The organism is Endozoicomonas sp. (assembly GCF_965196975.1).
Classification (GTDB): Bacteria; Pseudomonadota; Gammaproteobacteria; order Pseudomonadales; family Endozoicomonadaceae; genus Endozoicomonas.
In genome coordinates, this window is record NZ_OZ239981.1 from 2,816,669 (window position 1) to 2,841,492 (window position 24,824).

The following is a 24,824-nucleotide window of genomic DNA, read 5'->3' on the forward strand; positions in this document are numbered from 1 at the left end:
GATCACAGGCCGCAACCGCATCTTCGCCATGCTTGAGGTGTAACTATTCAGCACCCAGCAAAGGCGTATTGTTGTAATTTCGAACCGCTTTAAGAAGCGCCTGAAATATGTTCAACCCCTGCTTTTTAGCAGATGATAAATAGCTTCGGATTCGGGTAAACATGGTACCTCCGTCTTCGCTTCTGAAGCAGCCTGAGATCTTCTGCTTAAGTTTGGCCATCCTGGCATCACGTTCACTGCCATTGTTATCGAAGGGAATTGAAAAGTCCGACATGAAGCGCAACGTTTCAACCTTAAACTCAATAAGCCTTTTGAACAGGTTGTAGGCCTTGGTATTCCTGACCTTCTTACGTCCAAGCACCTGTCGTTGTTTTTCCATATAAGCGGTTTCCTTCGTGAGAGCCCTTTGAAGGATTTGGTCGTATATCGTCTCAATGCGAAGCTGTATTGCACCAGGCATTTGAGTCAGACCGGCTGCTTTGTATTTCTTGCAGAAGTGCCAGGAGAGCGTAAGCAATTTCATCAGCCGCAGAGCCAGCTTATTCGCATCCCTATCGACAACTCCCTGAAGCTCTCTCAGATGATGGGCATTACAAAGCACATGCACTGCCGCATAGGCAAAGTAGGACTTCCAATGATCGTGAACCAGAATGCCTGCAAAAGTCAGCAGGATGCCCATTGCATCCATTGCTTCACAACCTCGCCTTTCTGAGAGGTAGTAAAGCGTCCATTGGTCATCTCGCATAATGTGTAACCACCACAGTGAACCGTCAACCCGCATGCCAGTTTCATCCGCTCCTGCAACCGGACTTTCTTGTAAAGCATCGCGGATACTCTGCTCAGTAGAGGCCAGGTTCTCATGGGTATAGGCAACAAAATTGGCAACAGAGCCTGCGCTGACACTCATGCAATAAATAGTATTGAAATACTCAGACACCCGGTGATATGGGATGAAGTGATACTGGTTTAAATGAACAGCCATTGCCTGAGTCACTTCTCCGTATTGAGCAGCGGCTTTCACTCCTTGGGGAAACTCAGCGGTGTTCCGTTTACCACAAGGACATACTTTAACGTCTGCCCAGTACGCGGTAACTTCAAATTCTCCGGGTCTACCTGGATCAAAAACCTGTCGCTCAATGTATTTGGTGGGTTTAATATCGATAAGCGAAGACTGGCAACAGCAACATTTTTCAACCTTCAGATGCCTGACATAATCGGGTAAGGCGACACGTCTCAAACAAGAGCCTTGATGACCTTTCTGGCCACCTGGTTTATTGCCTGAAGATGGTCTAAGGCTTTTGGGGTTCGGTGTTTCCTGTGAGGAGCAGGGGGCTTCTTTGGAAGATGTATCACCTTTATCACTCCCTTTTTTACTGGGCTTTTGATAACCATCTGACGATGGTGGCTTACTACTGTTTTGACTGTTTTTATTAACCCTTTCTTCCAGTTCGCTGCAACGTTCCCGTAAAAGCGCATTCTCGGTCCGAAGCTCTTCATTCTCTTTAAGGAGAGCTTCGGTAAACGGAGTAGCTGGGAAGTCTGGTTCCATACTGGAGATTTGTTAGAAAAATTGAGTATAAGATGATGGTCGAAAAATCAGAAAATTCCAGATTTATATGAAGGGTGCTGAATAGTTACCTTGAGGTTAATCTCAAACTGCCCGGGTGCCGCTTCTGCAACCGCAGAATCAGCAGGAACCCCCTGAGCTTTGGCCAGCTGATTAACATCGTCCAGAAATCCGGCAAAATCCACCAGCCCATCAACGGAATAGACCTGGCTCATGGTTTCACGGATACCTGTTACAAAACCGACAGGCGGCTGTATTTTTCCTTCTGATGAACGCTGCGGATCAATCAGATAGAACTCAAGCTCCAGAGCCACAACGGGTCTGTAGCCAAGGGTTTTAAATCGCTGGACAATATTGTTCAAGACATTCCGCGGCTCATAGGGAAAACCACTGCCGTCCTCTTCCTGCATAGTTAAAAGTACCTGAGCTATTTTCTCTGGATCTGCAGCAGACGGAGCTAGTGTTCCAGGCACTGGTACACAGATGCGATCAGGCTCTCCAATGGTCATTCCCAACCCGGCTTCTTCTATCGTGACACCGGTAATGTCCAGGGAAAATACCGAGCAAGGCAGGTAACAGCCTTTTTCCAGTTTTTTGAAGCCAGATGCAGGAATACGTTTTCCCCTGATAAAGCCATTAATATCAGGCAGTAAGGTATCGATGTACTCAGTATTCGGATAACGTTCAAGATAATCAGCGAGCTCTGTTTTGAAGTCAGGCATTGATAAGTCCCCTGTTTTTTTGAGAGCAAGCACTGCGTTCAGTCTTGATATGTCTGAGGCAAAGGCCCTTGCCGGGCAAAGTGCCAACTAATGCCTAACTTGTTCTCTTTGTTATTGTTGGTGCCTTTTTTATGACAATACTGCCCAGTCGCAGAGAGATGTTCAATATATTCAACAAAAATACAGTCTCAGGCGACTAAAAGGCTTTATTTGTTACACTTTCCTGAACACAGAACAAAAAAATAAACCAAAAGTTTTTTTCAGGATAAAAACCTAAAAAAAAATACATATTCAAGATAAAATCCTGTGAAAATTAATGTTAAATATTGTTATAACCCACGTTAATATGATCATGGAGTTGAATATGCGGATAGGTATTCCCAAGGAAATCAAAAATCACGAGTACCGCGTAGGCCTCACACCGGCTGCTGTTAAAGAGCTGGTTCAAAACGGACATGAGGTTTTTGTTGAGGACCATGCTGGTAATGGCGTAGGTTTTTTTAACGAAGATTACCAGGCCTCAGGCGCCACTATTCTGGAAACGGCTGAAGCGGTTTTCGAGGCCGCTGAACTGATCGTTAAAGTAAAAGAGCCTCAGGCCGTAGAGCGCGCCAGACTGAAACCCCACCATACACTGTTCACATACCTGCACCTGGCACCCGATGTGCCACAGACCACTGACCTTATCAATTCAGGCGCCACCTGTATCGCCTATGAAACGGTGACTGACGCCCAGGGCCGACTGCCTCTGCTGGCTCCTATGTCTGAAGTTGCCGGTCGCATGTCCATCCAGGCTGGTGCACGCTGCCTGGAAAAATCCATGGCTGGACGCGGTATGCTGCTTGGCGGTGTTCCCGGAGTTGAGCCCGCCAAAGTCGTGATTATTGGTGCCGGGGTTGTTGGTCAGAATGCAACAGCAATGGCCGTAGGCATGGGTGCAGAAGTCGTGGTACTTGACCGTTCAGTGGATGCCCTGCGCCGCCTGGATGCCCAATATGGCAACCGTGTTCGCACCGTGTATTCCACCTCCCAGTCTATCGAACAGCATGTAGTGTCCGCTGACCTGGTCATTGGTGGAGTTCTATTGCCCGGCGCTGCAGCACCCAAGCTCATCACCCGGGAGCTGGTCAGTAAGATGAAGCCTGGCTCTGTTATTGTTGATGTAGCCATTGATCAGGGCGGCTGTGCGGAAACTTCAGTAGCCACTACTCATGCAGAACCAACCTTTATCGTTGATGAAGTGGTTCATTACTGTGTTGCCAACATGCCCGGCGCCGTGGCCCGCACCTCCACCCTGGCATTGAACAATGCAACACTGCCTTATGTTCTTCAGATTGCCAACAAAGGCCCCCGTAAGGCTCTGGAAGACAATCCACACCTGCTGGAAGGCCTGAATGTCTGCAAGGGTGCTGTTACCTGTGAGAGTGTTGCCCTGGCACAGAGCCTGCCATATAAATCAGCTGATCAGATGCTGACTGAGATTTAATCAGCAGCCTTATCTCATCAGGCATGATGACGGTTATGTTACGCAGTTACCACTTTCCAGTGGTAACTGCGTTTTTACAGGTAACTCACCAGAAATGGCAAAGTTTGCAGTGTTAATACGTCGAGAAAAAAGGCCAGGAACTGTACGACCATCAACACGACGACTCCTTGCAAAAAAGTTGCAACTGTAATGGATTTCAAAGCTGTCGCCGTGTCCATTCCAGTAAATTCAGTGATGATCCAGAAATAACTGTCATTCACATGAGCGATAGTCATTGCTCCTGCACTGCATGCAAACAGGGCAAATAACCTGCCAGTTGTAGTATCAAGGCCTAATGCAGGTAGGAGCGGATTAATCAATACAGAAGCCGTTATCAATGCCACAGTGGTTGAACCTTCTGCAGTTTTTATAATTGCAGCCATCACAAAAGGTAAAAACAGCCCCAAATTTACAAACCCCGGATTTGTGGTAAACAACTCGGTTAACTCACTGTTTTGAAGCACATAACCAAATGCTCCACCGCAGCCAACGATCAACACAATTTTACCTCCAGCTTCCAACCCCCTGGAGATACACACTTGAAGTTTGTCTTCCGGACCATATTTCAATAGTGGTAATGCTGCTGCCAAACCGGCCAGCAAGGCATTTACTGGCTGACCTAAAAAACCAACCCATTGACTGACGATACTCCCGCCATGACTTGCGATACCTCCAGCTGAAATCAGCAGCATCGGCATCATGATTGGAGCAATTGCTTTATGAAAGGGGATTTCTGAACTCTCATTTGCAAGAGGCTCTTCAACCAATTCAGACTCTAGCCTCGCAGGTACCAGTTTACGAATACATAATGCCCAGAGAAAACCCGTAACTGTGGCCAACAATGACAATACCAGCCCTAACATCAAAACAATGGGTAAGTAGCCAGTTAATTGAAAATTAATTGCTGCAATCAGTGGCCCAGGAGTGGGTAATACCAATGTGTGAGTGGCATAGAGAGCGCTACCGAGTACGGTGCTGAGGAAAACCGGAGAAACATTATGTGTTTTAGCCAGATAACGCCGTATGGAATTAAGAATAATAAAACCAGAGTCACAATAAATGGGGATAGAGACGATATACCCAGTGATTGCCAGAGCAATACCAGGAAAACGCCCCCCCAAAATACAGATAATCCCTTTGGCAATACTGATGGTAGCTCCACAATACTCCAGAATGTAACCCAATAACGCCCCAAGAGCGATCGTTAAACCAATATCACCGATTGTGGCTCCAAAACCTTCCATCACAGTAGAAGCAACCTGATCCGGAGAGAGTCCAAAACTCAAACCAGCGGTATAGCTGGCAAGCAGCAATGCCAGAAAGGATGGCCAGTGCCACCGGACTGTTAAATAAATTGTAACTATTCAGCACCCTTCATATAAATCTGGAATTTTCTGATTTTTCGACCATCATCTTATACTCAATTTTTCTAACAAATCTCCAGTATGGAACCAGACTTCCCAGCTACTCCGTTTACCGAAGCTCTCCTTAAAGAGAATGAAGAGCTTCGGACCGAGAATGCGCTTTTACGGGAACGTTGCAGCGAACTGGAAGAAAGGGTTAATAAAAACAGTCAAAACAGTAGTAAGCCACCATCGTCAGATGGTTATCAAAAGCCCAGTAAAAAAGGGAGTGATAAAGGTGATACATCTTCCAAAGAAGCCCCCTGCTCCTCACAGGAAACACCGAACCCCAAAAGCCTTAGACCATCTTCAGGCAATAAACCAGGTGGCCAGAAAGGTCATCAAGGCTCTTGTTTGAGACGTGTCGCCTTACCCGATTATGTCAGGCATCTGAAGGTTGAAAAATGTTGCTGTTGCCAGTCTTCGCTTATCGATATTAAACCCACCAAATACATTGAGCGACAGGTTTTTGATCCAGGTAGACCCGGAGAATTTGAAGTTACCGCGTACTGGGCAGACGTTAAAGTATGTCCTTGTGGTAAACGGAACACCGCTGAGTTTCCCCAAGGAGTGAAAGCCGCTGCTCAATACGGAGAAGTGACTCAGGCAATGGCTGTTCATTTAAACCAGTATCACTTCATCCCATATCACCGGGTGTCTGAGTATTTCAATACTATTTATTGCATGAGTGTCAGCGCAGGCTCTGTTGCCAATTTTGTTGCCTATACCCATGAGAACCTGGCCTCTACTGAGCAGAGTATCCGCGATGCTTTACAAGAAAGTCCGGTTGCAGGAGCGGATGAAACTGGCATGCGGGTTGACGGTTCACTGTGGTGGTTACACATTATGCGAGATGACCAATGGACGCTTTACTACCTCTCAGAAAGGCGAGGTTGTGAAGCAATGGATGCAATGGGCATCCTGCTGACTTTTGCAGGCATTCTGGTTCACGATCATTGGAAGTCCTACTTTGCCTATGCGGCAGTGCATGTGCTTTGTAATGCCCATCATCTGAGAGAGCTTCAGGGAGTTGTCGATAGGGATGCGAATAAGCTGGCTCTGCGGCTGATGAAATTGCTTACGCTCTCCTGGCACTTCTGCAAGAAATACAAAGCAGCCGGTCTGACTCAAATGCCTGGTGCAATACAGCTTCGCATTGAGACGATATACGACCAAATCCTTCAAAGGGCTCTCACGAAGGAAACCGCTTATATGGAAAAACAACGACAGGTGCTTGGACGTAAGAAGGTCAGGAATACCAAGGCCTACAACCTGTTCAAAAGGCTTATTGAGTTTAAGGTTGAAACGTTGCGCTTCATGTCGGACTTTTCAATTCCCTTCGATAACAATGGCAGTGAACGTGATGCCAGGATGGCCAAACTTAAGCAGAAGATCTCAGGCTGCTTCAGAAGCGAAGACGGAGGTACCATGTTTACCCGAATCCGAAGCTATTTATCATCTGCTAAAAAGCAGGGGTTGAACATATTTCAGGCGCTTCTTAAAGCGGTTCGAAATTACAACAATACGCCTTTGCTGGGTGCTGAATAGTTACAATAAATTAATAGCCCTACAGAAAATGCAAATCCCGCTATTGTTATTAACATCTGTCATGAATTCACTTGGGAACGCTGTGATTCGATTAATAAAAAGGTAAGCTAACTTATATACATCAATGGATTTACGAAAAATTCACTAGCTCCAAAGAATGCTAAATGTAGACCAGCTGAAGACATTACTCCATTTAACTGCTATTAATATTCGTTAGGCTTATTAGAACTTAAAATTATTTTAATATTCATTTAAAATACTCAGTGTACTCTGAGTGATTCGAAAATAGTTCCCAGCTCTTACTCACCCAAAACCATATAATGAATTATTTCTTTCAAAAAGAATTAGAAAAAATCAGGAAAAATTAATTCTGGCACAACGCTAAAAGGAGCTTTTCGGGTGTTATTATCATTACTGCTTGTGATCACAAGCACCAATTCCAAATCAGGCGTTATAAAATCGAGTTACCCACGAATACTGGACACTTCATTAAGTTAGATTATCTTCTAACGATGAGGTGAGTCATGAGTAAACACAGACATCCTGCTTATACTGAAGAATTCCGCAAAGAAGCCGTTCGCATGGCGGGATTACCTGATAGAAAAGCTTCAGAGGTTGCTGAACAGCTTGGGATCAGTGTTCAGCAGATCTATAACTGGAAACGACAGTTTTCCCGTCTTTCAGAAAAACAGTTCAATTCACTTGAAGGTGTCGACTATTCTCGCAAAGAATCCGATGAGGTAAAAAACCTCAAACGTGAGAACCACCGCCTCAAGCAGGAGAATGAGTTTCTAAAAAAGGTGTCTGCGTACTTCGCGAAACACCAAGAGTGAAGTACGCCCTGATTGCCAGATATCGCGGTTGCTACTCTCTGGTGTTGATGTGTCGCGTTCTGAGCGTCTCTCGTTCTGGGTTCTATTATTGGCAGATGTCCGGTGAAAGCGTACGAAAGCAGCGCTCGGATAAGATCAAAACAGCCATTGTTAATACGTTTAAGGTTTTCAAAGCTCGCTACGGTGCACCCAGGATCACACAGGAGCTGAAAGCCTCAGGAACACAATGTTGCTTGAATATGGTTGCCCGGCTGATGAAACAGGTTGGGCTCAAGGCGCGTAATGGACGCGCATTTAAATATTCGCCCAGTGCTGAAGCGCTGTACGGTGTTGCTGAAAATCGCTTGCGCCGCTGCTTTCAGGCCGATAAGCCAAACCAGAAGTGGACAACTGATATCACCTATATCCGGGTAAAAAGCCGATGGTTGTATCTCGCAACTGTGATGGATCTTTATTCTCGCCGGATCATCGGCTGGGCTTTAGATACCACCATGGTTGAGTCGTTGGTCACCCGGGCACTTGAGATGGCTTTTGCCCAGCGATCAACAGAGCCTGGGCTGCTTATCCATTCAGATCGTGGTGTTCAATATCGGGCTACTCGTTACCAGAGTTTGATTCGGCGATATGGTGGAGAGCCCAGTATGAGCAGACCTGGTAACTGCTGGGATAATGCAGCTATGGAGTCATTCTTTAGCCGGTTAAAAGTTGAATTAGTTTATGCCGAACGATTTCAGAGTATTGAAGAAGCCAGATCTGGAATCTTTGAATACATCGAAATATTTTATAACCGAATCAGACGGCATTCATCACTGGGATATTTAAGTCCTGTTGAGTTTGAGCGTAGAAACCAACAATAGGTGTCCACTTTTCGTGGGTAACACCAAAAAATAAACTCCCCCTTTGCACCACGAGCTGAAATTGTTTTAACTTGATGACGACCAACTCTGAAATGTTCAGTCTACCAGAAGTAACCCTATGTACCATTGAATATTTTAGGACTGATAACCTCCTCTAGACACAGCTGCCAACCCAATTTTTAACGTATCTCTTGACGTTAGATACAATCCTGAACTTGGCTTTTTCAGTCCACTAATGGACTGTTTCCATCGGATATTATCAACACCCAAAGGTTTAAAGAAATAATACCCAGTAAATTCCTCCAGAGTCTGTCCAGACACCCTATAAAGAATATGATTCAAAGTATCAGGGTCTGAGCTCTACTAATATTTAAATGGTTTTCCCGAAGCTAATGATCTGGTCGTTTTTAAATACGGTTCGACATAATTATTTTCTTTGATGTTATCTGGATTGATATCTACACCCTTAAAATTCAGACCAGAACGCATGCTCAACCAATCATGAATTCTTATTGACTTAATATTTTCAGACAGCTCATTCTCTGATAACTCGGAAAAACACTTTAAAATTGGATCATTAACCGATCCTTGCCCACCAATAGTCCTCAACGATCAGTTGCCCATTATAACTCATTAAAAGACTGTCGATATATCCACCCCCCCCTTGACAATACGGTATCTCAATTACTCTACCCCTGAGAAATCAACGATAACTCACTTAAGAATCACAACCAATAACCCATCGTTCAAACAGGAGAATATGATCGATACCGTTCATCACTTCGATGTTGGTGTTGAAGTGCTTGCTGTGAGGGTGCTCTCTCAATTTGATAACTGACTCATAGGTTAGCTTCAACCTTTCCAGTCATGAACTCAGACCAAAGTTGTTCCCAGCGCCCCTTACTCTGGATCAGTGCTCTTGTTGTCAAAAGCACTTCCGCTCCTGTTGCTTTCCACCTCATTCCAGAACCACATAATCGTTGCTTTACCAGAGTCTTACAAGCCGCTTCAGTAACTCCTGAACCTATTGGCCAATGGCGTTTAAGCGCCTGATGATAATTCATTAACTGGTGATTGTTTGTAAAATAGCTCACAGCTTTGTAGCGCTTCTCTGTCAGTGCGATTGTCTTTTTCGGGAGCTCGGCTGATTCAATTTCCTGAAGGATTTTTTTGGCTGCTCCACGCTTGTTTTTCAAACTATGTAGCCTGTCTTCAAGCCACTGGTGTCGCTTCGCCTTACTGGTTGGAAACAGTGCTTCCGCTGCTCCAGCTAAATATTCAGATGCATGATAAAAATCGAGTATCTGCCCAGAGGTATGTTGTTTCAAATAACTCCAGTTTTCTCTAGCCCCGTCAGCTACCCCGATGTATGTGGCATTTGGGTAGAGTCGTTTTAGATCTGCAATCTCCTCGTCGAGCTTGCTCATAAAGCTTTGTTTACCATACTCTGGCGAACTGGCTGTATATATCGTGTGGAGCCTGTCTCCATCTGCAGAATATAGGCTCAATGTCCCACACATGGCTTCCCTCCAGCCTTCTTCACAAAGCAGCATGCAGGTTCCATCCAGACCAATGGCTATTGTTTCAACAGGCTCTTTTAGTGGAGGAAGGTGGTAGTGAGTGTCTTGCTGGTCTTCAATTAATGCACCTACTCTGTCCGATAAATGCTTGATATAAGAATTTGAAAGCGTCCTTTGATGGTTGGTCTCAAAATCTTCTTTTACCGCAGGCGCTGGCATCTGGCTGTATTTCCAGGCGATAGACTTGGCAAATTTGGGGGTAGCTGAACCAATAATACCGGCACGAAGATCAAGTGCTGCCAGAGTACTGCCACCTCTGACACCCTGATATACGGAGCGCTCCAAAGGTATACGACCGTATAAGGTTTCATAGTGCTTAAGAACCTTTCCTTTGTAGTTCCACTTCTGCTGATTAACGACGATAGGTTCTTTATTGGGTGATTCAAATAGCCCCAATAACTCTTTTGTTCCAAGCTGCCCGGCTTCATTGAGTGCACGCTGTAAACTATCTTCAAGATTCAGCATGTTGCCTGAATCTATAGAAACTTCAATTTGCAAAACGATGCTTTTGGTAGAGCTGGAAATAACAGAAGCGGGCATGACAGTTAACTATTATGAGTGGTGTTCCCATAGTAGCTGTGAAAATAGAGCACTATTGTTTCAATCATTCAGAGAGAGCACCCTGCTGTGAAGAACCTACCTTATTCAAACTCAACTCACACGCTCATCAGCAATTCCATCCTGGGCTATGCTCTGGGAAAAGAGCAAAAGCAAGCAGAGAAAAAAACAACAATGCAGGAAGAAGCCATAAAAGCCTAAGATCATTTTGTCTGGTGAAAAGTACACCAATGCCGCTCTTGGTTATGCCCTGCAGCGCCATTCCTGATAGAGCGACCATAAGCAACGCATTAGTGCTGTTATAAAATCGCCCAGAGGTTTGCATAATCAATAAGACCAAAGCACTGTTTTAACAGTCATAAAACAATGGAACTTTGCTTTTTGCATAGGTGAGTTTTTGCACCACTTTATCACCATTGAAGTGAAGCAAGTCGAGACCATTCCAGTATGTTGGCTGCCCCTTAACCTCCAGCTTGCACTGCCAGCTGACCATAACTTTGCCAGAAGCAGGATCAACAAACAGGTCATCATCAACGAACTGCATAACACCAAACTTTCCAGAAAACTGAGGTTCCAGAGCTCGACAAATAGCCTCTTTGCCTATGTTTCTCCTACTATTAAATTCGTCATAAACTGCATCTTCCGAGAAAAAATCCATGACATCTTCAAGATTGTTGGTATTGAATGCCTCCATAAACTTGAAGGTCAGATCAATTAATTGCTGACGTGAAGTGGTCATTCTATTGAAACCTCTGACTTAAGTCCGATAGAAGGGTTCTCACCCTAATTGTTATGAGCCTTAGGTTCGGCTCCATGAAAAATGGGATAATAGCCAAAGGACAAAAATGACAATTGCTTGCCATCAATAAAAGTTGAATTCGCTGCAAATTAACAGAAGAGCTATCAACAAAATCCTGCAGATCACTGGATCTGAAGACATAAGTAACACCTCTCTATTTAAATATCGATCAGTGGATGGAAGCCTTGTACGGACTTTGACTGATGTAAATCAGCCTCGAAAATGCTTATACTTACATTTATTTAGTTAGACTAACAAAATTATCATGTCCACCAAACCATCACTTAGCCAATCTCTGGACCGTATCGAGCGCCACCTGAATAAAATGTGGCGCAGCGATGAAGTTGGCAGTCGCTTTATGCAGTTGTCGTTTAATGAGTATGACTACCTGCAGACAGTTCAACAACTTGAACAAGCCAGACTTTCCGATATTGCCAATATGATGCGGGTCTCTAAACCTTCTGCAAGCAACATGATCACCAAGCTTGAACGGCGAGGGTTACTGAAAAGAACTGCCTCTCCTGATGATGGTCGTGTAGTGCTGGTCAGCCTGAGTGCAGAAGGAAAAGCACTGATGACTCTGGACAACGAAATTTTTGACCGTTTCACCCAACGCATCAAAAAGCAGATGAAGCAAACCGATTATCAAACCCTGGAACACTTGTTAGCTCAAGTGTGTGAACAGCTGTAAAATTTTTACCCATTTAGTTAGCTAAGCTAACAAGATAAGTTGATACCCATGGATTTACATTCAAGCAATACAATGGAACACACTGGCGAAGGGTCAGCAGGCAATAAAGAGTCTCTGGCCAACCAGCCAGTCAACAAGCTTTTCTGGCGATACACCATACCAGCCGTTGCCGGTATGCTGGTCAACGGTCTCTATGCCACCATTGATGGGATTTTCATTGGTCAGGTTGTGGGAGCCGAAGGTCTTGCTGCCATGAACCTGTGCTGGCCTGTTTTTGGCATCATTATCGGTATTGGAATGATGATTGGCATGGGCTCTTCAGCTCACAGTTCTATTGCCCGTGGCCAGGGAGATTTAAGAAGAGCCAGAACTATTCTTGGTAATGGTGTGGTTTTGATGCTGCTGGCAAGTCTTCTGCAAACATTGGCTCTACTTTACATTGGTGACCCGGTATTACAGCTGATGGGCGCCACTGGCTCTGTTTTTGATATGGGCAGTGACTACTTGTTCTACATCAGTCTGGCCGCCACCATGGCAACAGCCGGTGCAGGCTTGCCGATGATGGTTCGTAACGATGAGCGCCCACAACTGGCTACCCTGATTATCTCAACAGGTGCAGTACTGAATATCATTCTGGACTATCTGTTTATCATTGTCTGGGAACAGGGCATTGCCGGAGCGGCCCTGGCCACTATTTTTGCACAGTCCGTCACAGCCATCTGGAGTCTGGCCTACTTTTTCAGCCCCAAAGCCAAGCTCAGACTAAAGCTACAAGATCTTGGTATGGAATTGAAAGACAGCTGGAATATTCTGGCTACAGGTCTTCCCAGCCTGACCATGTTTGCTTATATGAGCTTTGTTCTGGCGGTTCATAACAAGTTGTTTCTTATTCATGGTTCTGTAACCACACTGGCTGCATTTACCATCGTGGGTTATATTCAGGCCGTTTACTACATGACTGCAGAAGGCATTGCCAATGGCATTCAGCCCATCGTCAGCTTCAACAAGGGAGCCAATAATAATAAGAATATCCGTGCGGCTATCCGCATGGGTTCAACAGCAGCACTAGGTCTGGGCATTGGTACCGTACTGTTTATCAACCTTTTTCCACAAACCATTGCCTCAATATTCAACCGGGATAATGTCCAGCTGATGAGTGAAACGGTGTTAGGGCTGCGGCTGCATCTGATGACCATGTTTCTGGATGGGTTTATAGTCGTGGCTGCAGCCTATTTTCAATCACTGGCAAAATCCAGAACGGCAACCTTCATTACAGTAGGCAATATGGTGGTTCAGATACCTCTGCTTCTCACTCTCCCCCCCCTGTTTGGAGCCATTGGCGTATGGCTTTCCATGCCAATTTCCAATGTTTTCCTGGCGGCAGCCGTATTGTGGCTTTTATTAAAAGACCTGAAAGAAAGACCCACCGTTGCCACTTAGTTCCAATTCATCCCCTCTCATACAGGTAGCTCCCTCAGAGCTACCGCTCATCCCTGAAAACCTGCAGACTCTGTCAAAAATCAGTCTCGCTGAAGCGGTCCAAAAAGATTTTCCAACTTACTCCCGCAACGAAAAACAACAACACTATACTCAGTAGAAATTCCCATAAAAGGGAATCACAAATCTTTAAACCATGGATGGAGAAGTACCATGATAAGGCAACTCAGAATAACCGCCCTTCTGGCAGCAGCCCTTCTGATGACAGGCTGCGGCATGATGAAAACCAGCAGCGAGATGGTCGCTGGTGATTACAAATCAACCACCAACTGGCCCGAATGCGCTGCGAAAGGCGGAGTTGCTCTCGGCGTTCCAACAGCCCTGAGCAATCTGGCTGCCGGTGGTGCAGCAATGGTAGCTGGTGCTATGGTGTCTGGCCTGCATTGCGCTATTGCCGATCAAACCCCAAAAACTGTGCATTTCGACTTTGGCTCTGATGATCTGGATATGAACGATCGCATGATGCTGGATGCCGTTGCAGAACGCATGGGTAAATCCAAGCGAATCGAATTAACGGGTTATACCTGCAACATAGGTCCAGATCAGGTGAACCAAGACCTGTCTGAAAACCGGGCTCTCGCCGTTAAAGCCTATCTCATGCAAAAAGGTATTGAAGAAAGCCGAATCGCCACCTGGGGCAAGGGTAAGAGAAACCCTGTCGCCAGCAACGATGAAGAAGAAACCCGCATGAAAAATCGTCGCGTTGAGATGAAAATCTTCCGTTAATCATCTCTGCTTCGATTGAATAAGACGGTTAGCACTCTACGAGAAAGGTACCGATTAGGCGGTACCTTTTTTTATGTACAGGGAAGTACTGTATCCTGAAAATGCAGGAGCAATTTTCAGGGAATGTACAGGGAAGTACTGTATCCTGAAAATGCAGGAGCAATTTTCAGGGAATGTACAGGAAAGTACTGTATCCTGAAAAAGTACGATTGCAGACGTTCGAGTAACCGATAAGCGGTTTTCAAAAACCACTTATAACGTCATCACCTTCAGCAGATCCAGGGCACTGATGACACCCTTCAATGAGCGATCCCTGGTGACCATAACCCTGTGAATACGCCCTTTAACCATCGCTTCAGCAACACGGATCAACGGTGTATCCGGAGACACCTCAAACACCATCGGCGTCATAATATCGTTTACCAGAACGGACTGATCCACCAGATCATGGAAAGAGCGCTGGTCTTCTGGTGACAGTGTCTCATCCATCATGGTGCTGTAAAAGTTATCATCCCGCTTTGCCAGATCAACCAGGCCACTACCTGCCTGTCGGACAATATCAGAAAATGAAACAACGCCAATCAGCTGTCCAGCATTATTCACTACCGGCGCACCGGAAATTGCCTTATCCGTCAAAAAACGCGCCAGCCGATCCACTGACCAATCAGAAGGTACGGTAATCACCTTCTGGCACATGATTTGTTCAGCCGTCATGCTAACTAATGGGTTGTCATTGCTCATATCCCTGGCTCCCGAAAGTAACGCTGTTGGGATCAGTATGACCTATTGCGGCAAACCACTATCTTGACCTGAGTCAACGATCAGAATGAACAGAGAGTGACCGCCGCTCTGTAATCATCACCGTTTGAGCTGAAGCAGCTTATGGGAATGCCACTCTCCTTCCCACAGACTATCAATCTGTTCAAACCTGATGTTTTCAGACCATCGCTGAAAAGTCTGCACCTCCTCAGGAAAGTCACAGCCCGTAATGTGCGCGTCCAGTGCATCCAACTCATGGGCGGACATGGCTTCCCAGTTGGAATGCATATATGCCAGATAACGGGAAAGGTACTGATCTCTGGATTCACCAGGTTGCAAAAAAATGTCATAGATAAACATCACCCCATGCTCACGAAGGCAATAGTACGCCATCTGCAAACAGCGTTTTTTCTCATCAAACGACAAGTGATGCATACAAAAACCGGCGAGAATAATGTCAAACTGACCATCATACGACGATAAAAAATCCATCATATCCTGACAGTAAAGCTGAAAAGTAACATCCCTGCTGTTAAAACGCTCAGTCAACACGTCAAGAGCCGCAGCAGAACTATCAACGCCCTTGTAAGCATTGACCGTCAGCTCCGGTAGCAGTCTGAAAAACACCTCTGCATCTCCACAGCCCAGGTCAAGAATATCCAAACCTTGTTGTGGCCGCTGCTGCAACTGCCTGAGAATACTGTCGGCAATCCCCTTATGCCCCATATATCCATGAGTAACAATGGATCGATAGGTACGCCACTGCTGGAAGAAATTGTCCATGCTGTTAGTCTTTTTAGGGTGGATAAGCAAACAAGCATAGACAATCGCACGGGTGCAGCGGCTTACGTCCCACTCAATAAGAGCTACAATCAGGCCAGACTAATAACGATTTGGCATGGAGTGAATGCTGGAATGAAAACACTGGTTGTCTTTGCACACCCTGTTCCCGAGAGTTACAACGCCAGTATCCTGAAAGCGGTGTCTCATGAACTGGAAGCAAAATCATTTGAGGTACAAACCCTGGACCTTTACCAGGAAGATTTTGAGCCCAGAATGAGCACGGCAGAGCGAAGAACCTATATGGACAAGGACAACACGGCAACTGTAGAGAAATATGTTCAGCAGCTGCAATGGGCTGAAGCCCTGATCATGATCTATCCCACCTGGTGGATGGGACCACCGGCAATCCTGAAGGGCTGGCTGGATCGCGTCTGGCTTCCTTCTATCGTCGCTGATTTTGGCCCGGATGGAGTAAAACCAAAATTAACGAACCTGAAGAAGATTCTGATCATTACGACCCAGGGCGCATCACGCTGGCGGATGGCCCTGATCGGTAATCCCCCCCGCAAGATGATGAGACTGAGCTTAAAGGCCGTCACCAAATGCAGGGATATTGACTGGCTGGCCCTATACAGTATGGATAAAATTTCCAAGTCGCAGTTAAGCCAGTTTCTGGACAAAGTCCGCCAGAAAATTAAACGTTTTTAGTCATCGACCACTGACAGAGAGGGCACTGCAGGAGCCTGCTGATGACGTAACCATAGTTTTGCGGTCATGTGCCTGGCCATATCCCGATAGATCATGGCGATCTGGGATTCTGGCTCAGAAACCACTGTGGGTGCGCCCTGGTCTGCCTGTTCACGAATCATCATAGAGAGCGGCAAAGAGCCCAACAGATCGATTTCAAACTGCTCCGCAATCCGGCTACCGCCACCTTCGCCAAACAGGTGCTCAGTATGGCCACAGTTTGAGCAGATATGAACGGCCATATTTTCCACCACACCCAGCACAGGAACGCCGACCTTGCGGAACATTTCTACACCTTTCTTGGCATCAATCAGTGCCAGATCCTGAGGCGTTGTAACCACCACACTGCCAGATACCGGGATCTTCTGAGCCAGGGTTAGTTGAATATCACCGGTACCCGGTGGCAGGTCAATCACCAGATAGTCCAGGTCATTCCACATAGTCTGGGTCAATAATTGAATCAGGGCACCGCTGACCATTGGACCACGCCACACCACCGGGGTATCTTCAGTAACCAGGAATGCCATGGACATCACCTGAATACCATGGGCTTCAATCGGCATGAAGAACTTGTCATTCTTCACATCCGGCCGGGTACCATCCGGAATACCAAACATCTGTCCCATACTCGGGCCATAGATATCGGCATCCAGAATACCCACCCGCGCACCTTCTGCAGCCAGCGCCAGAGCCAGATTCGCTGCGGTGGTGGATTTACCGACCCCACCCTTACCGGAAGCCACGGCAATGATGTTCTTCACACCGGCCATGGTTTCCAGCTCACCTTGAACCGGAGCAGGATCAACTTTCCAGTTCACCGCAACCTCAACAGACTCAACACCATCAACATCCTCGATTTTACTGGACAGCATCTGGGCAACCCCATCGCACAGACCTTTGGCTGGGTAACCCAGCACCAGGGACGCACTGACTTTGCCATTATCAATATTCAGAGATTCAAGACAGCCAGCATCCAGCAAATTGTTTTTCAGATAAGGGTCCTGATAGCTGCGGATAGCCGCTTCAATATCAGCTCGGCTTGGATTCATGGCCACACTCCAGTCGGCGGGAAAATACTATGCGACTTAATGAGGGTTTAAGGCGACAAATTCAAGAGGTAAACCATTAGAAGCAAAGTAGAGCCGTACAATTTAGTACAAATACTCAAACCCCTGACACACTCAAATCATCGTTGGTTCATACAATGGCAATGCACTCTCACCCATGCAAAGGCGCATAAGATGAAGCGTTTAATTCTGCTGTTCAGTGTTATCTATATTGCCTGCCAACTGTTATTTATACCGGAAAACCCCGGATTCTTTTTCTGGCGTCATCAGATCGTTCTGTTCTCCGGATTTGTTGGTTTTGGGTTAATGACCCTTTGCATGGTTATCGCTCTTCGGCCTGGCTGGCTGGAAACCCGGCTGCACGGTCTTGATAAGCTCTATCACCTGCACAAAAGAGCAGGCATCACCGCAGGAATCTTTATGATTCTCCACTGGCTGGCTGTGAAGTCGGGTCCGTGGATGGTCTCTGCAGAGCTGGTCTCCCGGCCGATTCGCACGGGTGGCGCAGGAGAGGTGGGCATTTTCAGTCAATTCCGTGGTGAAGCGGTAAGTATGGGGGAATGGGCGTTTTATGCCATGCTGATACTCATCACCATCAGTCTTATTCATCGATTTCAGTATCAAAAATTCAGCCTGAGCCATAAGCTACTGGGCATTGTTTATCTTCTCGGAGCTGCTCACAGCATTATGCTCACACCACATAGTGGAGGAAACGGAGTAATAGCGATACTTGTACTCTCGCTATCAATAACAGGCTTCTGGGCTGCTTGGGTTTCGTTATCCGAGCAGATTGGCCGTAAGAAAAAACACAGCGGACAAGTTATTCAGATAGAAAGACCCGCAGAAGGCATTATGGTTGTGACCCTGAAGCTTGATAACACCATTGATTATCTACCGGGACAGTTTGCATTTATTGACTTTCGTGATGGTGAGAAAGCGCACCCTTTTACCATTCTGCGTTACTCCCCAGACACTCGTGAGATGGAGTTTGCCATTAAAAAACTGGGGGATTACACCGAACACCTGATCACCTCTCTTCAATCTGGCTCTTCAATAATACTGGAAGGCCCATATGGTGGTTTTACCTCAGACGATTCACGTGAACAGATATGGATTGGTACAGGCGTGGGCATTGCTCCGTTCGTCGCGATGAGCCGATTTCTTGAAAAAAACAGTCCCGGCGTCAGCTACCCTGTCACACTCTATTATTGTGTCCACTCCGAAGCAGAGGCCATCTTTCTGCCTGAGCTGAAGAGAATTGCCGACAATGTAGTAGGTATGACTGTAGTTCCATGCATTTCCGACAATGGCAGCCGTTTACATCCTGGCACACTCCAAGCCAGACATACACTGCCCGAAGCAGCGGTAATGTTCTGTGGAACAACAAGCTTCGGAGAGTCTCTCAGAAGGACTCTCACTCAGTATGGACTGGCCAATAAACGCTTCGAGCAAGAACGGTTTGAATTTCGTTAGTAATGGTCAACCCGCCCGCTCAGCGAAATCCATTATCTGGAGATAATTGAGTTTGCCCTAAATGGAATGCTCTACGACTATAAGACACTCAGACATCATTTCTCTGGAAGGTGGTTTATGTCTCTGGAAAGTGGCCTGGCATTTTTTGCAGCTATTCTCATATTTTCGGTCACCCCCGGCCCCAGTGTGTTTGCAGTACTGGCCAGAGCCTTGATCAGTGGAGCTCGCAGCTGTTTTTATCTCTCTCTGGGTATGGCCATCAGCGACATTATCTATTTGATTCTGGCATGCTTTGGCCTGGCGGTTATTGCCCAAAACTGGGGAGAAGTCTTTACCGTCATCCGGTGGGTTGGTGCTGCCTACCTCTTCTATATTGGTTACAAAATATGGAAGTCCCCTATTTCAGAGAGCATTGAGGGCAATACTCTCCCTGCACAGGGTAAGGCAGCCAGCTTTCTTCAGGGCTTTCTGATATCGGCATCAAACCCCAAAGTGATTCTTTTTTATATCGCTTTCCTGCCCACATTCATGGATGTCACCGTTTTTTCAGTGGGTGATATCGCCATTGCTTCGGTCTTAACACTGATAGGTCTGATGATTGGCTTGATGTGTATTGCAGGAACCGCTGCAAAAGCAAGGCAATACTTTAAATCCCCGAAAGCCATGGGCAGGCTGAACAAAGCGTCGGGATCCATAATGATGGGAGCTGGATCTTTCCTGGCATTGAAAAGCTCCTGATTGACAGTAGTATGGTTATTTCCAGATAGATCAGCACTCCCTCTGTTGTCATGAGGGAGGTTCATTCAATGAGGTAAGTATCAGCCTTGGTCAAACACTTTCTTTAACCGATCTCGGGCTGATACACCATTATCCGGGTCAATTCCCTGAGAGATCATTGTCTCCCGCTGATGCTGTTGCGCAGCCTCTTCTGCCATACGGGTCACTTCCTTGTTGCGGCTGTCCTCAATCCCTTTCAGAATGCTGGCCTCCAGATCTTCACCTTCCAGTACCCGGTTACAGAGTATTTCGTAGTTACGCTCAAATACAGGAAAGGCCACCCGCTGCTCTTCACTGCGCAGCATCATCCATCCCGTTTCACGAGCGGCAAGATAGACCGCAATATGCGACCATGGATAATCTCTGCTCTGCTGGGGGGCATAACAGGCTTCATAATAGGCCTGCAAAGGTTCTTTCAATCCAACTTCATCATATCGCAGCTTGCAAAGCTCACGAATATCACTGAGATCTGGAAAAAATTTGGCAGTATCCAGCGCTTTTTTTGCCGCCATCAAAATACGACGGGGGCTGAACTCCTGCAGAGAGTTTTTCCAGACCCGCTTGGCACGGATGACATCCTCATGGGTCTGAAAAGCCCGCTTGAACTTCAGGGGATAGGCATCTTCCAGTAGCGTGAATACCGCATTGATGGCATCTACATGATCGGCCCCTGAGCGAGCCTGTTGCGCACCAGGGCCAGAAGTAGCCTGATCGTAGGCCGCTTGCGGTTGCTGAGCTATGGACTGCTGATCACTCGTCGCCGTCTTCGAACTGGAAGCCGTCGTCCCAGCTCCGGTCTGTAAGCTTTTCAGCTGTTGATCGATGAGATCTTTGCCCTGTTTCACTTTGATTCCGCTTCCACTGGTAAATAACGTGGGATTTGAACTTATTCTGCCAAGCCTTGCGAGCCTCACCAGTCTCATGCCAGTACAACTTGAAATCAATCAGCTGCGTAGCAATAAAATCAAGAGGTATTCCCTGATGGGCCTGAAGAAACTCCAGAATTTCCCGGGATGGTGCAAAATCTTCCGGCAAAGGCTGGACTCGGGCACCCTCACGGGTCACAGGCTGAGCGTCCATCTGTCCGAAAACAGGGTGCTCTTCCTGCTTTTGGGTATCTGGCTCAATTTCCCAGGGTAATGCGCCCGCATTGCGCTGGCGAATATAATGTTTGTTCTCGTCAGTCATGTAATCAACAATACCTGCCTTCCCGGTTCTGGTCTAGCTTGACCATCAACATACACCGGTTTTATTAGTGCTACGCTGTCGTCAGCTATAATGGGTGAAGTGTGCTTCCGAAGCCATGATCTGACAATGAGTAAAGGACACAATAACGGGCAGCAAAACCTTACCTCGCCCTGAAATCCATTCTATCAAGGATCAGTGAGAGTGATAAAATCACATTTTACTCTCAGCGCCAGAATGCTTAGTTAACAAAGTTAATTTTACCTTCTGATCCATCAAACTTTCAGACCCGATCAAGTGCATGGTGGTTCCATATTCAAGCCATTAAACCCTGCATGGACGCTTGTATGCTTTCAATGAACCACCCGACCATTTGATAACACCCCCAAGACAGACAAATTGAGGTTATGCCTGAAACTTTCCATATATCAGGAAGGTCATAACGGAGTATTCATCCGAATAGGCTTTCTCGGGGACAGTTTGTATAATGGCCCACTCCCGTTTTTACCCGACCTTCAAGACAGAATCGAATGAGCCAACGCAAAATACTTGTCACCAGTGCACTGCCCTACGCCAACGGCCCTTTGCATATGGGGCATCTGGTGGAATACATACAGACGGATATCTGGGTTCGTTTCCAGAAGCTGTCTGGAAATCAGTGCACCTACGTCTGCGCTGACGATGCCCATGGCACCGCCATCAGCCTTCATGCCGAAAAGCAGGGCATCTCACCCGAAGAGTCCGTGGCTCGTATCAACGTGGAGCGGGTTCGCGATTTTGGTGAGTTCCATGTGGAGTTCGATAATTACTACTCCACCCATTCCGAAGAGAACCGCACGCTCTCTGAAGCGATTTACCTTGCCCTGAAGGAAAAGGGTCATATTGTCAGCCGAAACATTATTCAGGCTTATGACCCTGAAAAAGAGATGTTTCTTGCAGACCGTTATATTAAGGGCGACTGCCCAAAATGTGGCGCCTCTGATCAATATGGTGACAACTGTGAAGTGTGCGGTGCCACCTACTCACCGGCGGAACTGAAAAACGCCCGTTCTGCAATTTCTGGAGCGGCCCCCGTTGAGAAAGAGAGTGAACATTTCTTCTTCAAGCTCTCTGACTTTGATGCCTTCCTGAAGCAGTGGACCCGCTCTGGCACCATCTCAGACGAAATTGCCAACAAACTGGCCGAGTGGCTGGACGCTGGTCTGCAGGACTGGGATATCTCCCGTGATGCGCCCTACTTTGGCTTTGAAATCCCTGGGGAACCCGGCAAATACTTTTATGTATGGCTGGATGCGCCAATTGGCTACATGGCAGCATTTGAAAACCTCTGCCAGCGTCGTGATGACCTGAGCTTTGATGAGTACTGGAATAAAGACAGCCAGTGCGAAGTGCACCACTTTATTGGCAAGGACATCGTAAACTTCCATTGCCTGTTCTGGCCAGCCATGCTCCACGGTGCCAACTATCGAACCCCAACCCGTGTGAACGTACATGGTTATCTGACCGTGAACGGTGAAAAGATGTCCAAGTCACGCGGCACATTCATTACGGCCCGCACTTTTCTGGAGCACTTGGATCCAGAGTACCTGCGTTATTACTACGCTGCCAAACTGTCCAGCCGTATTGATGACCTGGACCTGAATACCGATGACTTTATCCAGCGGGTAAACTCCGACCTGGTGGGTAAGGTGGTGAATATTGCCAGCCGAAACGCAGGCTTCATCAAGAAACGCTTTGACAGCAAACTGTCCGCCAATAATAGTGCACCAGAACTGACAGCCGAGTTTCAGGAAGCCGCAATTCGCATTGCCGATCACTATGAAGGTCGTGAGTTCGGCAAGGCCATGCGTGAAATCATGGCGCTGGCAGACAAAGCCAATGCCTGGATTGATGAAGTGAAACCATGGGTCGTTGCCAAGGAAGAAGGCAAGGATCAGGAACTGCATGACATCTGCAGCACCGGCATCAACCTCTTCCGTCTGCTGATGATCTACCTCAAGCCTGTACTGCCAGCCATGGCGGTTAAAGCTGAAGCATTCCTCAATGTTGCCCCACTGACATGGCAGGACAGCCAGACACTGCTGCTGGATCACAATGTCAATAAATTTGAACCATTGATGACCCGTGTAGAAGCCGATAAAGTAGCGTCTATGATTGAAGCCAGCAAGGAGGTGCTAGCCCAGATGGAATCATCCAATAAGAAAGCTGAGACTTCTCCAGAGTGGTTGGAGAAAGACCCCATTGCTGACGAAATCGCGTTTGATGACTTTGCCAAAGTCGATCTGCGTATCGCAAAAATTGTGAATGCCGAACTGGTGGAAGGAGCTGGAAAGCTGCTGCGTCTGACACTGGATATTGGTGAATCTGAGCCTCGCAATGTCTTTGCCGGCATCAAGTCTGCTTATGCACCGGAAGCCCTGGTCGGCAAACATACGGTAATGGTTGCAAACCTGGCTCCGCGCAAAATGAAATTTGGTGTGAGCGAAGGAATGGTGTTGGCTGCAGGCCCGGGTGGGAAGGATCTCTGGATTCTTGAGCCTCATGAAGGTGCTCAACCAGGCATGCGTGTGATGTAATCGTCATCACCAATATAAAAAAGCCCCGTCATTGGGGCTTTTTTTGTGTTCTCCAGAGTCAGTCAATCAGACTGATTCAATTTCATCCTGTCTCAGGTAGCGCCACTCCCCTGGCCTCAGGGATGAATCAAGAGTAATAGTCCCAATCTGTTCACGATGCAAACCCACCACCTTATTGCCGATAGCCGCAAACATACGCTTAACCTGATGATATTTACCCTCAGTAATGGTCAACAGCACCTCTGAAGGTGCAAGAACCTCCAGTAAAGCTGGCTTGGTCAGTGCCTTCTCACCTTTCAGCCCGACCCCGCTGGCAAACTGCTCAACCAGTTCTGCCGTCTTTTCCTCTGGCAGAGGGTCGGCCAGTTGAACGCGATAGCGCTTGCCACACACTTTCACGGGCGAGGTTAGCCGATGTGACCATTGCCCATCATCAGTAATCAGTACCAGCCCTGTGGTGTCCGCATCCAGACGGCCAGCAATATGCAGTGAGTAAGCTTTGGGAATATCCAGCAAGGAGAGGACCGACGGATAGACCTCATCCACATTAGAGCAGAGTGTATCGACTGGTTTATTGAGCATGATATAACGAAGTCCACGCGCTTTCACCAGCTCACCCAGAAGACGGACTTCACAATCATCCGGCACTTTATAGGCACTGTTTTTTACTACAATGCCATCGCAGGTCACTTCCCCTCGATGCAAACATTTTTTCGCATTGGCACGGGAGAGTTCGGTACTTTCACAGAGGTATTTATCTAAACGCATGAGGGATGGCTAATTTTGAAAAGGGCAGATGGTAATAAGAAAACTGTAGGATCACTACCTAAACATCAAGAATGGTAAAATATAAAGTGTAAACATAAAAAATTAGAGACTATCGAAAATCATTTATGCATATATTTGGCAACTACTTATACATTTACAAATAATGTATAAGTAGTTAAGCATACATATCCAGAAACAATATCAAAAGAATTACTCAAGGTACTGCTGATTTTGCTCTTCCAAAGCATCCTGCACAGTTACTATGCTTGATCGTAATGTTGTTCCTGATAAATAGTTTGTAGGTTCTAATAGGGTTATTTTTCGGTCTGAGAGGCTTTTCGAAACTGGAGATGAAACATCACTTGCCCTAAAAAATGGGTAAC

Annotated in this window: 24 protein-coding genes; 12 read left to right on the forward strand and 12 right to left on the reverse strand. The window is 46.7% G+C overall.

Annotated elements, in window-relative coordinates:
* Nucleotides 1-43 precede the first annotated feature (43 nt).
* Together tnpC (ACOCLE_RS12690) and ACOCLE_RS12695 are read right to left on the reverse strand one after the other, a co-directional pair.
* Complete coding sequence (tnpC, locus tag ACOCLE_RS12690) at nucleotides 44-1,549, reverse strand: IS66 family transposase (protein WP_419532963.1); 1,506 nt, start codon at nucleotides 1,547-1,549, stop codon at nucleotides 44-46.
* Between the two features lie 47 nt (nucleotides 1,550-1,596).
* Entirely contained in the window at nucleotides 1,597-2,289 is a 693-nt protein-coding gene (locus ACOCLE_RS12695) for a hypothetical protein (protein WP_419536984.1), read from the reverse strand.
* A 364-nt stretch (nucleotides 2,290-2,653) separates the two neighbouring features.
* Here ACOCLE_RS12695 and ald point away from each other — a divergent pair, with 364 nt between their 5' ends.
* Nucleotides 2,654-3,775: an alanine dehydrogenase gene (gene ald / locus ACOCLE_RS12700; protein ID WP_419537206.1), complete on the forward strand. Its 1,122-nt coding sequence runs from the start codon at nucleotides 2,654-2,656 to the stop codon at nucleotides 3,773-3,775.
* Between the two features lie 74 nt (nucleotides 3,776-3,849).
* On the opposite strand, the gene ACOCLE_RS12705 is transcribed toward ald, so the two are convergent.
* Complete coding sequence (locus ACOCLE_RS12705) at nucleotides 3,850-5,127, reverse strand: GntP family permease (RefSeq protein WP_419536985.1); 1,278 nt, start codon at nucleotides 5,125-5,127, stop codon at nucleotides 3,850-3,852.
* Between the two features lie 132 nt (nucleotides 5,128-5,259).
* On the opposite strand from ACOCLE_RS12705, the gene tnpC (ACOCLE_RS12710) reads away from it, so the two are divergent.
* The 3 genes from tnpC (ACOCLE_RS12710) (at nucleotide 5,260) to ACOCLE_RS12720 (ending at nucleotide 8,455) form a co-directional block, all read left to right on the forward strand.
* The gene (tnpC, locus tag ACOCLE_RS12710; RefSeq protein WP_419532963.1) at nucleotides 5,260-6,765 is read left to right on the forward strand and encodes an IS66 family transposase; all 1,506 of its coding nucleotides are present in this window, start codon (nucleotides 5,260-5,262) and stop codon (nucleotides 6,763-6,765) included.
* Between the two features lie 524 nt (nucleotides 6,766-7,289).
* On the forward strand, nucleotides 7,290-7,598 hold the full coding sequence (locus tag ACOCLE_RS12715) for a transposase (protein ID WP_419533454.1): 309 nt from the start codon (nucleotides 7,290-7,292) through the stop codon (nucleotides 7,596-7,598).
* A complete protein-coding gene (locus ACOCLE_RS12720) occupies nucleotides 7,595-8,455 on the forward strand; it encodes an IS3 family transposase (protein WP_419533453.1) in 861 nt (286 codons plus the stop codon). Before ACOCLE_RS12715 ends, ACOCLE_RS12720 begins: the two co-directional genes overlap by 4 nt.
* A gap of 718 nt (nucleotides 8,456-9,173) precedes the next feature.
* Here the strand turns inward: ACOCLE_RS12720 and ACOCLE_RS12725 are convergent.
* Nucleotides 9,174-9,311 (reverse strand): hypothetical protein, encoded by a 138-nt coding sequence (locus ACOCLE_RS12725; RefSeq protein ID WP_419536986.1) that lies wholly within the window; start codon nucleotides 9,309-9,311, stop codon nucleotides 9,174-9,176.
* Nucleotides 9,295-10,575 (reverse strand): ISKra4 family transposase, encoded by a 1,281-nt coding sequence (locus ACOCLE_RS12730; protein WP_419532972.1) that lies wholly within the window; start codon nucleotides 10,573-10,575, stop codon nucleotides 9,295-9,297. The genes ACOCLE_RS12725 and ACOCLE_RS12730 overlap by 17 nt, the downstream gene beginning before the upstream one ends.
* Nucleotides 10,576-10,662: 87 nt before the next feature.
* Between ACOCLE_RS12730 and ACOCLE_RS12735 the strand changes: the two genes are divergently transcribed.
* The gene (locus tag ACOCLE_RS12735; RefSeq protein WP_419536987.1) at nucleotides 10,663-10,794 is read left to right on the forward strand and encodes a hypothetical protein; all 132 of its coding nucleotides are present in this window, start codon (nucleotides 10,663-10,665) and stop codon (nucleotides 10,792-10,794) included.
* Between the two features lie 148 nt (nucleotides 10,795-10,942).
* On the opposite strand, the gene ACOCLE_RS12740 is transcribed toward ACOCLE_RS12735, so the two are convergent.
* Nucleotides 10,943-11,332 carry a nuclear transport factor 2 family protein gene (locus tag ACOCLE_RS12740; RefSeq protein ID WP_419536988.1) on the reverse strand — a complete coding sequence of 130 codons (390 nt, stop codon included), beginning with the start codon at nucleotides 11,330-11,332 and terminating at the stop codon, nucleotides 10,943-10,945.
* Between the two features lie 325 nt (nucleotides 11,333-11,657).
* On the opposite strand from ACOCLE_RS12740, the gene ACOCLE_RS12745 reads away from it, so the two are divergent.
* The 3 genes from ACOCLE_RS12745 to ACOCLE_RS12755 all read left to right on the forward strand — a co-directional run bounded on the left by ACOCLE_RS12745 (nucleotide 11,658) and on the right by ACOCLE_RS12755 (nucleotide 14,306).
* Nucleotides 11,658-12,083, forward strand: a complete 426-nt coding sequence (locus tag ACOCLE_RS12745) for a MarR family winged helix-turn-helix transcriptional regulator (protein WP_419536989.1) — start codon at nucleotides 11,658-11,660, stop codon at nucleotides 12,081-12,083.
* Between the two features lie 72 nt (nucleotides 12,084-12,155).
* Complete coding sequence (locus ACOCLE_RS12750; RefSeq protein WP_419536990.1) at nucleotides 12,156-13,523, forward strand: MATE family efflux transporter; 1,368 nt, start codon at nucleotides 12,156-12,158, stop codon at nucleotides 13,521-13,523.
* A 210-nt stretch (nucleotides 13,524-13,733) separates the two neighbouring features.
* Nucleotides 13,734-14,306: an OmpA family protein gene (locus tag ACOCLE_RS12755; protein WP_419536991.1), complete on the forward strand. Its 573-nt coding sequence runs from the start codon at nucleotides 13,734-13,736 to the stop codon at nucleotides 14,304-14,306.
* Between the two features lie 252 nt (nucleotides 14,307-14,558).
* On the opposite strand, the gene ACOCLE_RS12760 is transcribed toward ACOCLE_RS12755, so the two are convergent.
* Entirely contained in the window at nucleotides 14,559-15,047 is a 489-nt protein-coding gene (locus ACOCLE_RS12760; RefSeq protein WP_419536992.1) for a CBS domain-containing protein, read from the reverse strand.
* A gap of 117 nt (nucleotides 15,048-15,164) precedes the next feature.
* Nucleotides 15,165-15,848, reverse strand: coding sequence for a class I SAM-dependent methyltransferase (locus ACOCLE_RS12765; RefSeq protein ID WP_419536993.1), 684 nt, complete (start codon nucleotides 15,846-15,848; stop codon nucleotides 15,165-15,167).
* 132 nt (nucleotides 15,849-15,980) lie between these two features.
* Between ACOCLE_RS12765 and ACOCLE_RS12770 the strand changes: the two genes are divergently transcribed.
* Entirely contained in the window at nucleotides 15,981-16,556 is a 576-nt protein-coding gene (locus ACOCLE_RS12770) for an NAD(P)H-dependent oxidoreductase (protein ID WP_419536994.1), read from the forward strand.
* Here ACOCLE_RS12770 and apbC read toward each other — a convergent pair.
* On the reverse strand, nucleotides 16,553-17,644 hold the full coding sequence (apbC, locus tag ACOCLE_RS12775) for an iron-sulfur cluster carrier protein ApbC (protein WP_419536995.1): 1,092 nt from the start codon (nucleotides 17,642-17,644) through the stop codon (nucleotides 16,553-16,555). The genes ACOCLE_RS12770 and apbC overlap by 4 nt on opposite strands.
* A gap of 192 nt (nucleotides 17,645-17,836) precedes the next feature.
* On the opposite strand from apbC, the gene ACOCLE_RS12780 reads away from it, so the two are divergent.
* On the forward strand, nucleotides 17,837-19,135 hold the full coding sequence (locus tag ACOCLE_RS12780) for a ferric reductase-like transmembrane domain-containing protein (RefSeq protein WP_419536996.1): 1,299 nt from the start codon (nucleotides 17,837-17,839) through the stop codon (nucleotides 19,133-19,135).
* A 117-nt stretch (nucleotides 19,136-19,252) separates the two neighbouring features.
* Nucleotides 19,253-19,873 (forward strand): LysE family translocator, encoded by a 621-nt coding sequence (locus ACOCLE_RS12785; RefSeq protein ID WP_419536997.1) that lies wholly within the window; start codon nucleotides 19,253-19,255, stop codon nucleotides 19,871-19,873.
* A gap of 80 nt (nucleotides 19,874-19,953) precedes the next feature.
* Here the strand turns inward: ACOCLE_RS12785 and ACOCLE_RS12790 are convergent, their stop codons facing one another.
* Together ACOCLE_RS12790 and ACOCLE_RS12795 are read right to left on the reverse strand one after the other, a co-directional pair.
* Nucleotides 19,954-20,757 carry a replication protein P gene (locus tag ACOCLE_RS12790; RefSeq protein ID WP_419536998.1) on the reverse strand — a complete coding sequence of 268 codons (804 nt, stop codon included), beginning with the start codon at nucleotides 20,755-20,757 and terminating at the stop codon, nucleotides 19,954-19,956.
* On the reverse strand, nucleotides 20,663-21,100 hold the full coding sequence (locus tag ACOCLE_RS12795) for a DnaT-like ssDNA-binding domain-containing protein (protein ID WP_419536999.1): 438 nt from the start codon (nucleotides 21,098-21,100) through the stop codon (nucleotides 20,663-20,665). The genes ACOCLE_RS12790 and ACOCLE_RS12795 overlap by 95 nt, the downstream gene beginning before the upstream one ends.
* Before the next feature lie 527 nt (nucleotides 21,101-21,627).
* On the opposite strand from ACOCLE_RS12795, the gene metG reads away from it, so the two are divergent.
* A complete protein-coding gene (gene metG, locus ACOCLE_RS12800; protein ID WP_419537000.1) occupies nucleotides 21,628-23,673 on the forward strand; it encodes a methionine--tRNA ligase in 2,046 nt (681 codons plus the stop codon).
* A 66-nt stretch (nucleotides 23,674-23,739) separates the two neighbouring features.
* On the opposite strand, the gene rsuA is transcribed toward metG, so the two are convergent.
* Complete coding sequence (gene rsuA, locus ACOCLE_RS12805) at nucleotides 23,740-24,441, reverse strand: 16S rRNA pseudouridine(516) synthase RsuA (protein ID WP_419537001.1); 702 nt, start codon at nucleotides 24,439-24,441, stop codon at nucleotides 23,740-23,742.
* Between the last annotated feature and the right edge of the window lie 383 nt (nucleotides 24,442-24,824).

What these genes read in the sequence shown, in the direction of transcription:
- tnpC (WP_419532963.1), bottom strand. Translation starts at nt 1,549, where the DNA reads ATGGAACCAGACTTCCCAGCTACTCCGTTTACCGAAGCTCTCCTTAAA.
- ACOCLE_RS12695 (WP_419536984.1), bottom strand. Translation starts at nt 2,289, where the DNA reads ATGCCTGACTTCAAAACAGAGCTCGCTGATTATCTTGAACGTTATCCG.
- ald (WP_419537206.1), top strand. Translation starts at nt 2,654, where the DNA reads ATGCGGATAGGTATTCCCAAGGAAATCAAAAATCACGAGTACCGCGTA.
- tnpC (WP_419532963.1), top strand. Translation starts at nt 5,260, where the DNA reads ATGGAACCAGACTTCCCAGCTACTCCGTTTACCGAAGCTCTCCTTAAA.
- ACOCLE_RS12715 (WP_419533454.1), top strand. Translation starts at nt 7,290, where the DNA reads ATGAGTAAACACAGACATCCTGCTTATACTGAAGAATTCCGCAAAGAA.
- ACOCLE_RS12730 (WP_419532972.1), bottom strand. Translation starts at nt 10,575, where the DNA reads ATGCCCGCTTCTGTTATTTCCAGCTCTACCAAAAGCATCGTTTTGCAA.
- ACOCLE_RS12740 (WP_419536988.1), bottom strand. Translation starts at nt 11,332, where the DNA reads ATGACCACTTCACGTCAGCAATTAATTGATCTGACCTTCAAGTTTATG.
- ACOCLE_RS12745 (WP_419536989.1), top strand. Translation starts at nt 11,658, where the DNA reads ATGTCCACCAAACCATCACTTAGCCAATCTCTGGACCGTATCGAGCGC.
- ACOCLE_RS12750 (WP_419536990.1), top strand. Translation starts at nt 12,156, where the DNA reads ATGGAACACACTGGCGAAGGGTCAGCAGGCAATAAAGAGTCTCTGGCC.
- ACOCLE_RS12755 (WP_419536991.1), top strand. Translation starts at nt 13,734, where the DNA reads ATGATAAGGCAACTCAGAATAACCGCCCTTCTGGCAGCAGCCCTTCTG.
- ACOCLE_RS12760 (WP_419536992.1), bottom strand. Translation starts at nt 15,047, where the DNA reads ATGAGCAATGACAACCCATTAGTTAGCATGACGGCTGAACAAATCATG.
- ACOCLE_RS12765 (WP_419536993.1), bottom strand. Translation starts at nt 15,848, where the DNA reads ATGGACAATTTCTTCCAGCAGTGGCGTACCTATCGATCCATTGTTACT.
- ACOCLE_RS12770 (WP_419536994.1), top strand. Translation starts at nt 15,981, where the DNA reads ATGAAAACACTGGTTGTCTTTGCACACCCTGTTCCCGAGAGTTACAAC.
- apbC (WP_419536995.1), bottom strand. Translation starts at nt 17,644, where the DNA reads ATGAATCCAAGCCGAGCTGATATTGAAGCGGCTATCCGCAGCTATCAG.
- ACOCLE_RS12780 (WP_419536996.1), top strand. Translation starts at nt 17,837, where the DNA reads ATGAAGCGTTTAATTCTGCTGTTCAGTGTTATCTATATTGCCTGCCAA.
- ACOCLE_RS12785 (WP_419536997.1), top strand. Translation starts at nt 19,253, where the DNA reads ATGTCTCTGGAAAGTGGCCTGGCATTTTTTGCAGCTATTCTCATATTT.
- ACOCLE_RS12795 (WP_419536999.1), bottom strand. Translation starts at nt 21,100, where the DNA reads ATGACTGACGAGAACAAACATTATATTCGCCAGCGCAATGCGGGCGCA.
- metG (WP_419537000.1), top strand. Translation starts at nt 21,628, where the DNA reads ATGAGCCAACGCAAAATACTTGTCACCAGTGCACTGCCCTACGCCAAC.
- rsuA (WP_419537001.1), bottom strand. Translation starts at nt 24,441, where the DNA reads ATGCGTTTAGATAAATACCTCTGTGAAAGTACCGAACTCTCCCGTGCC.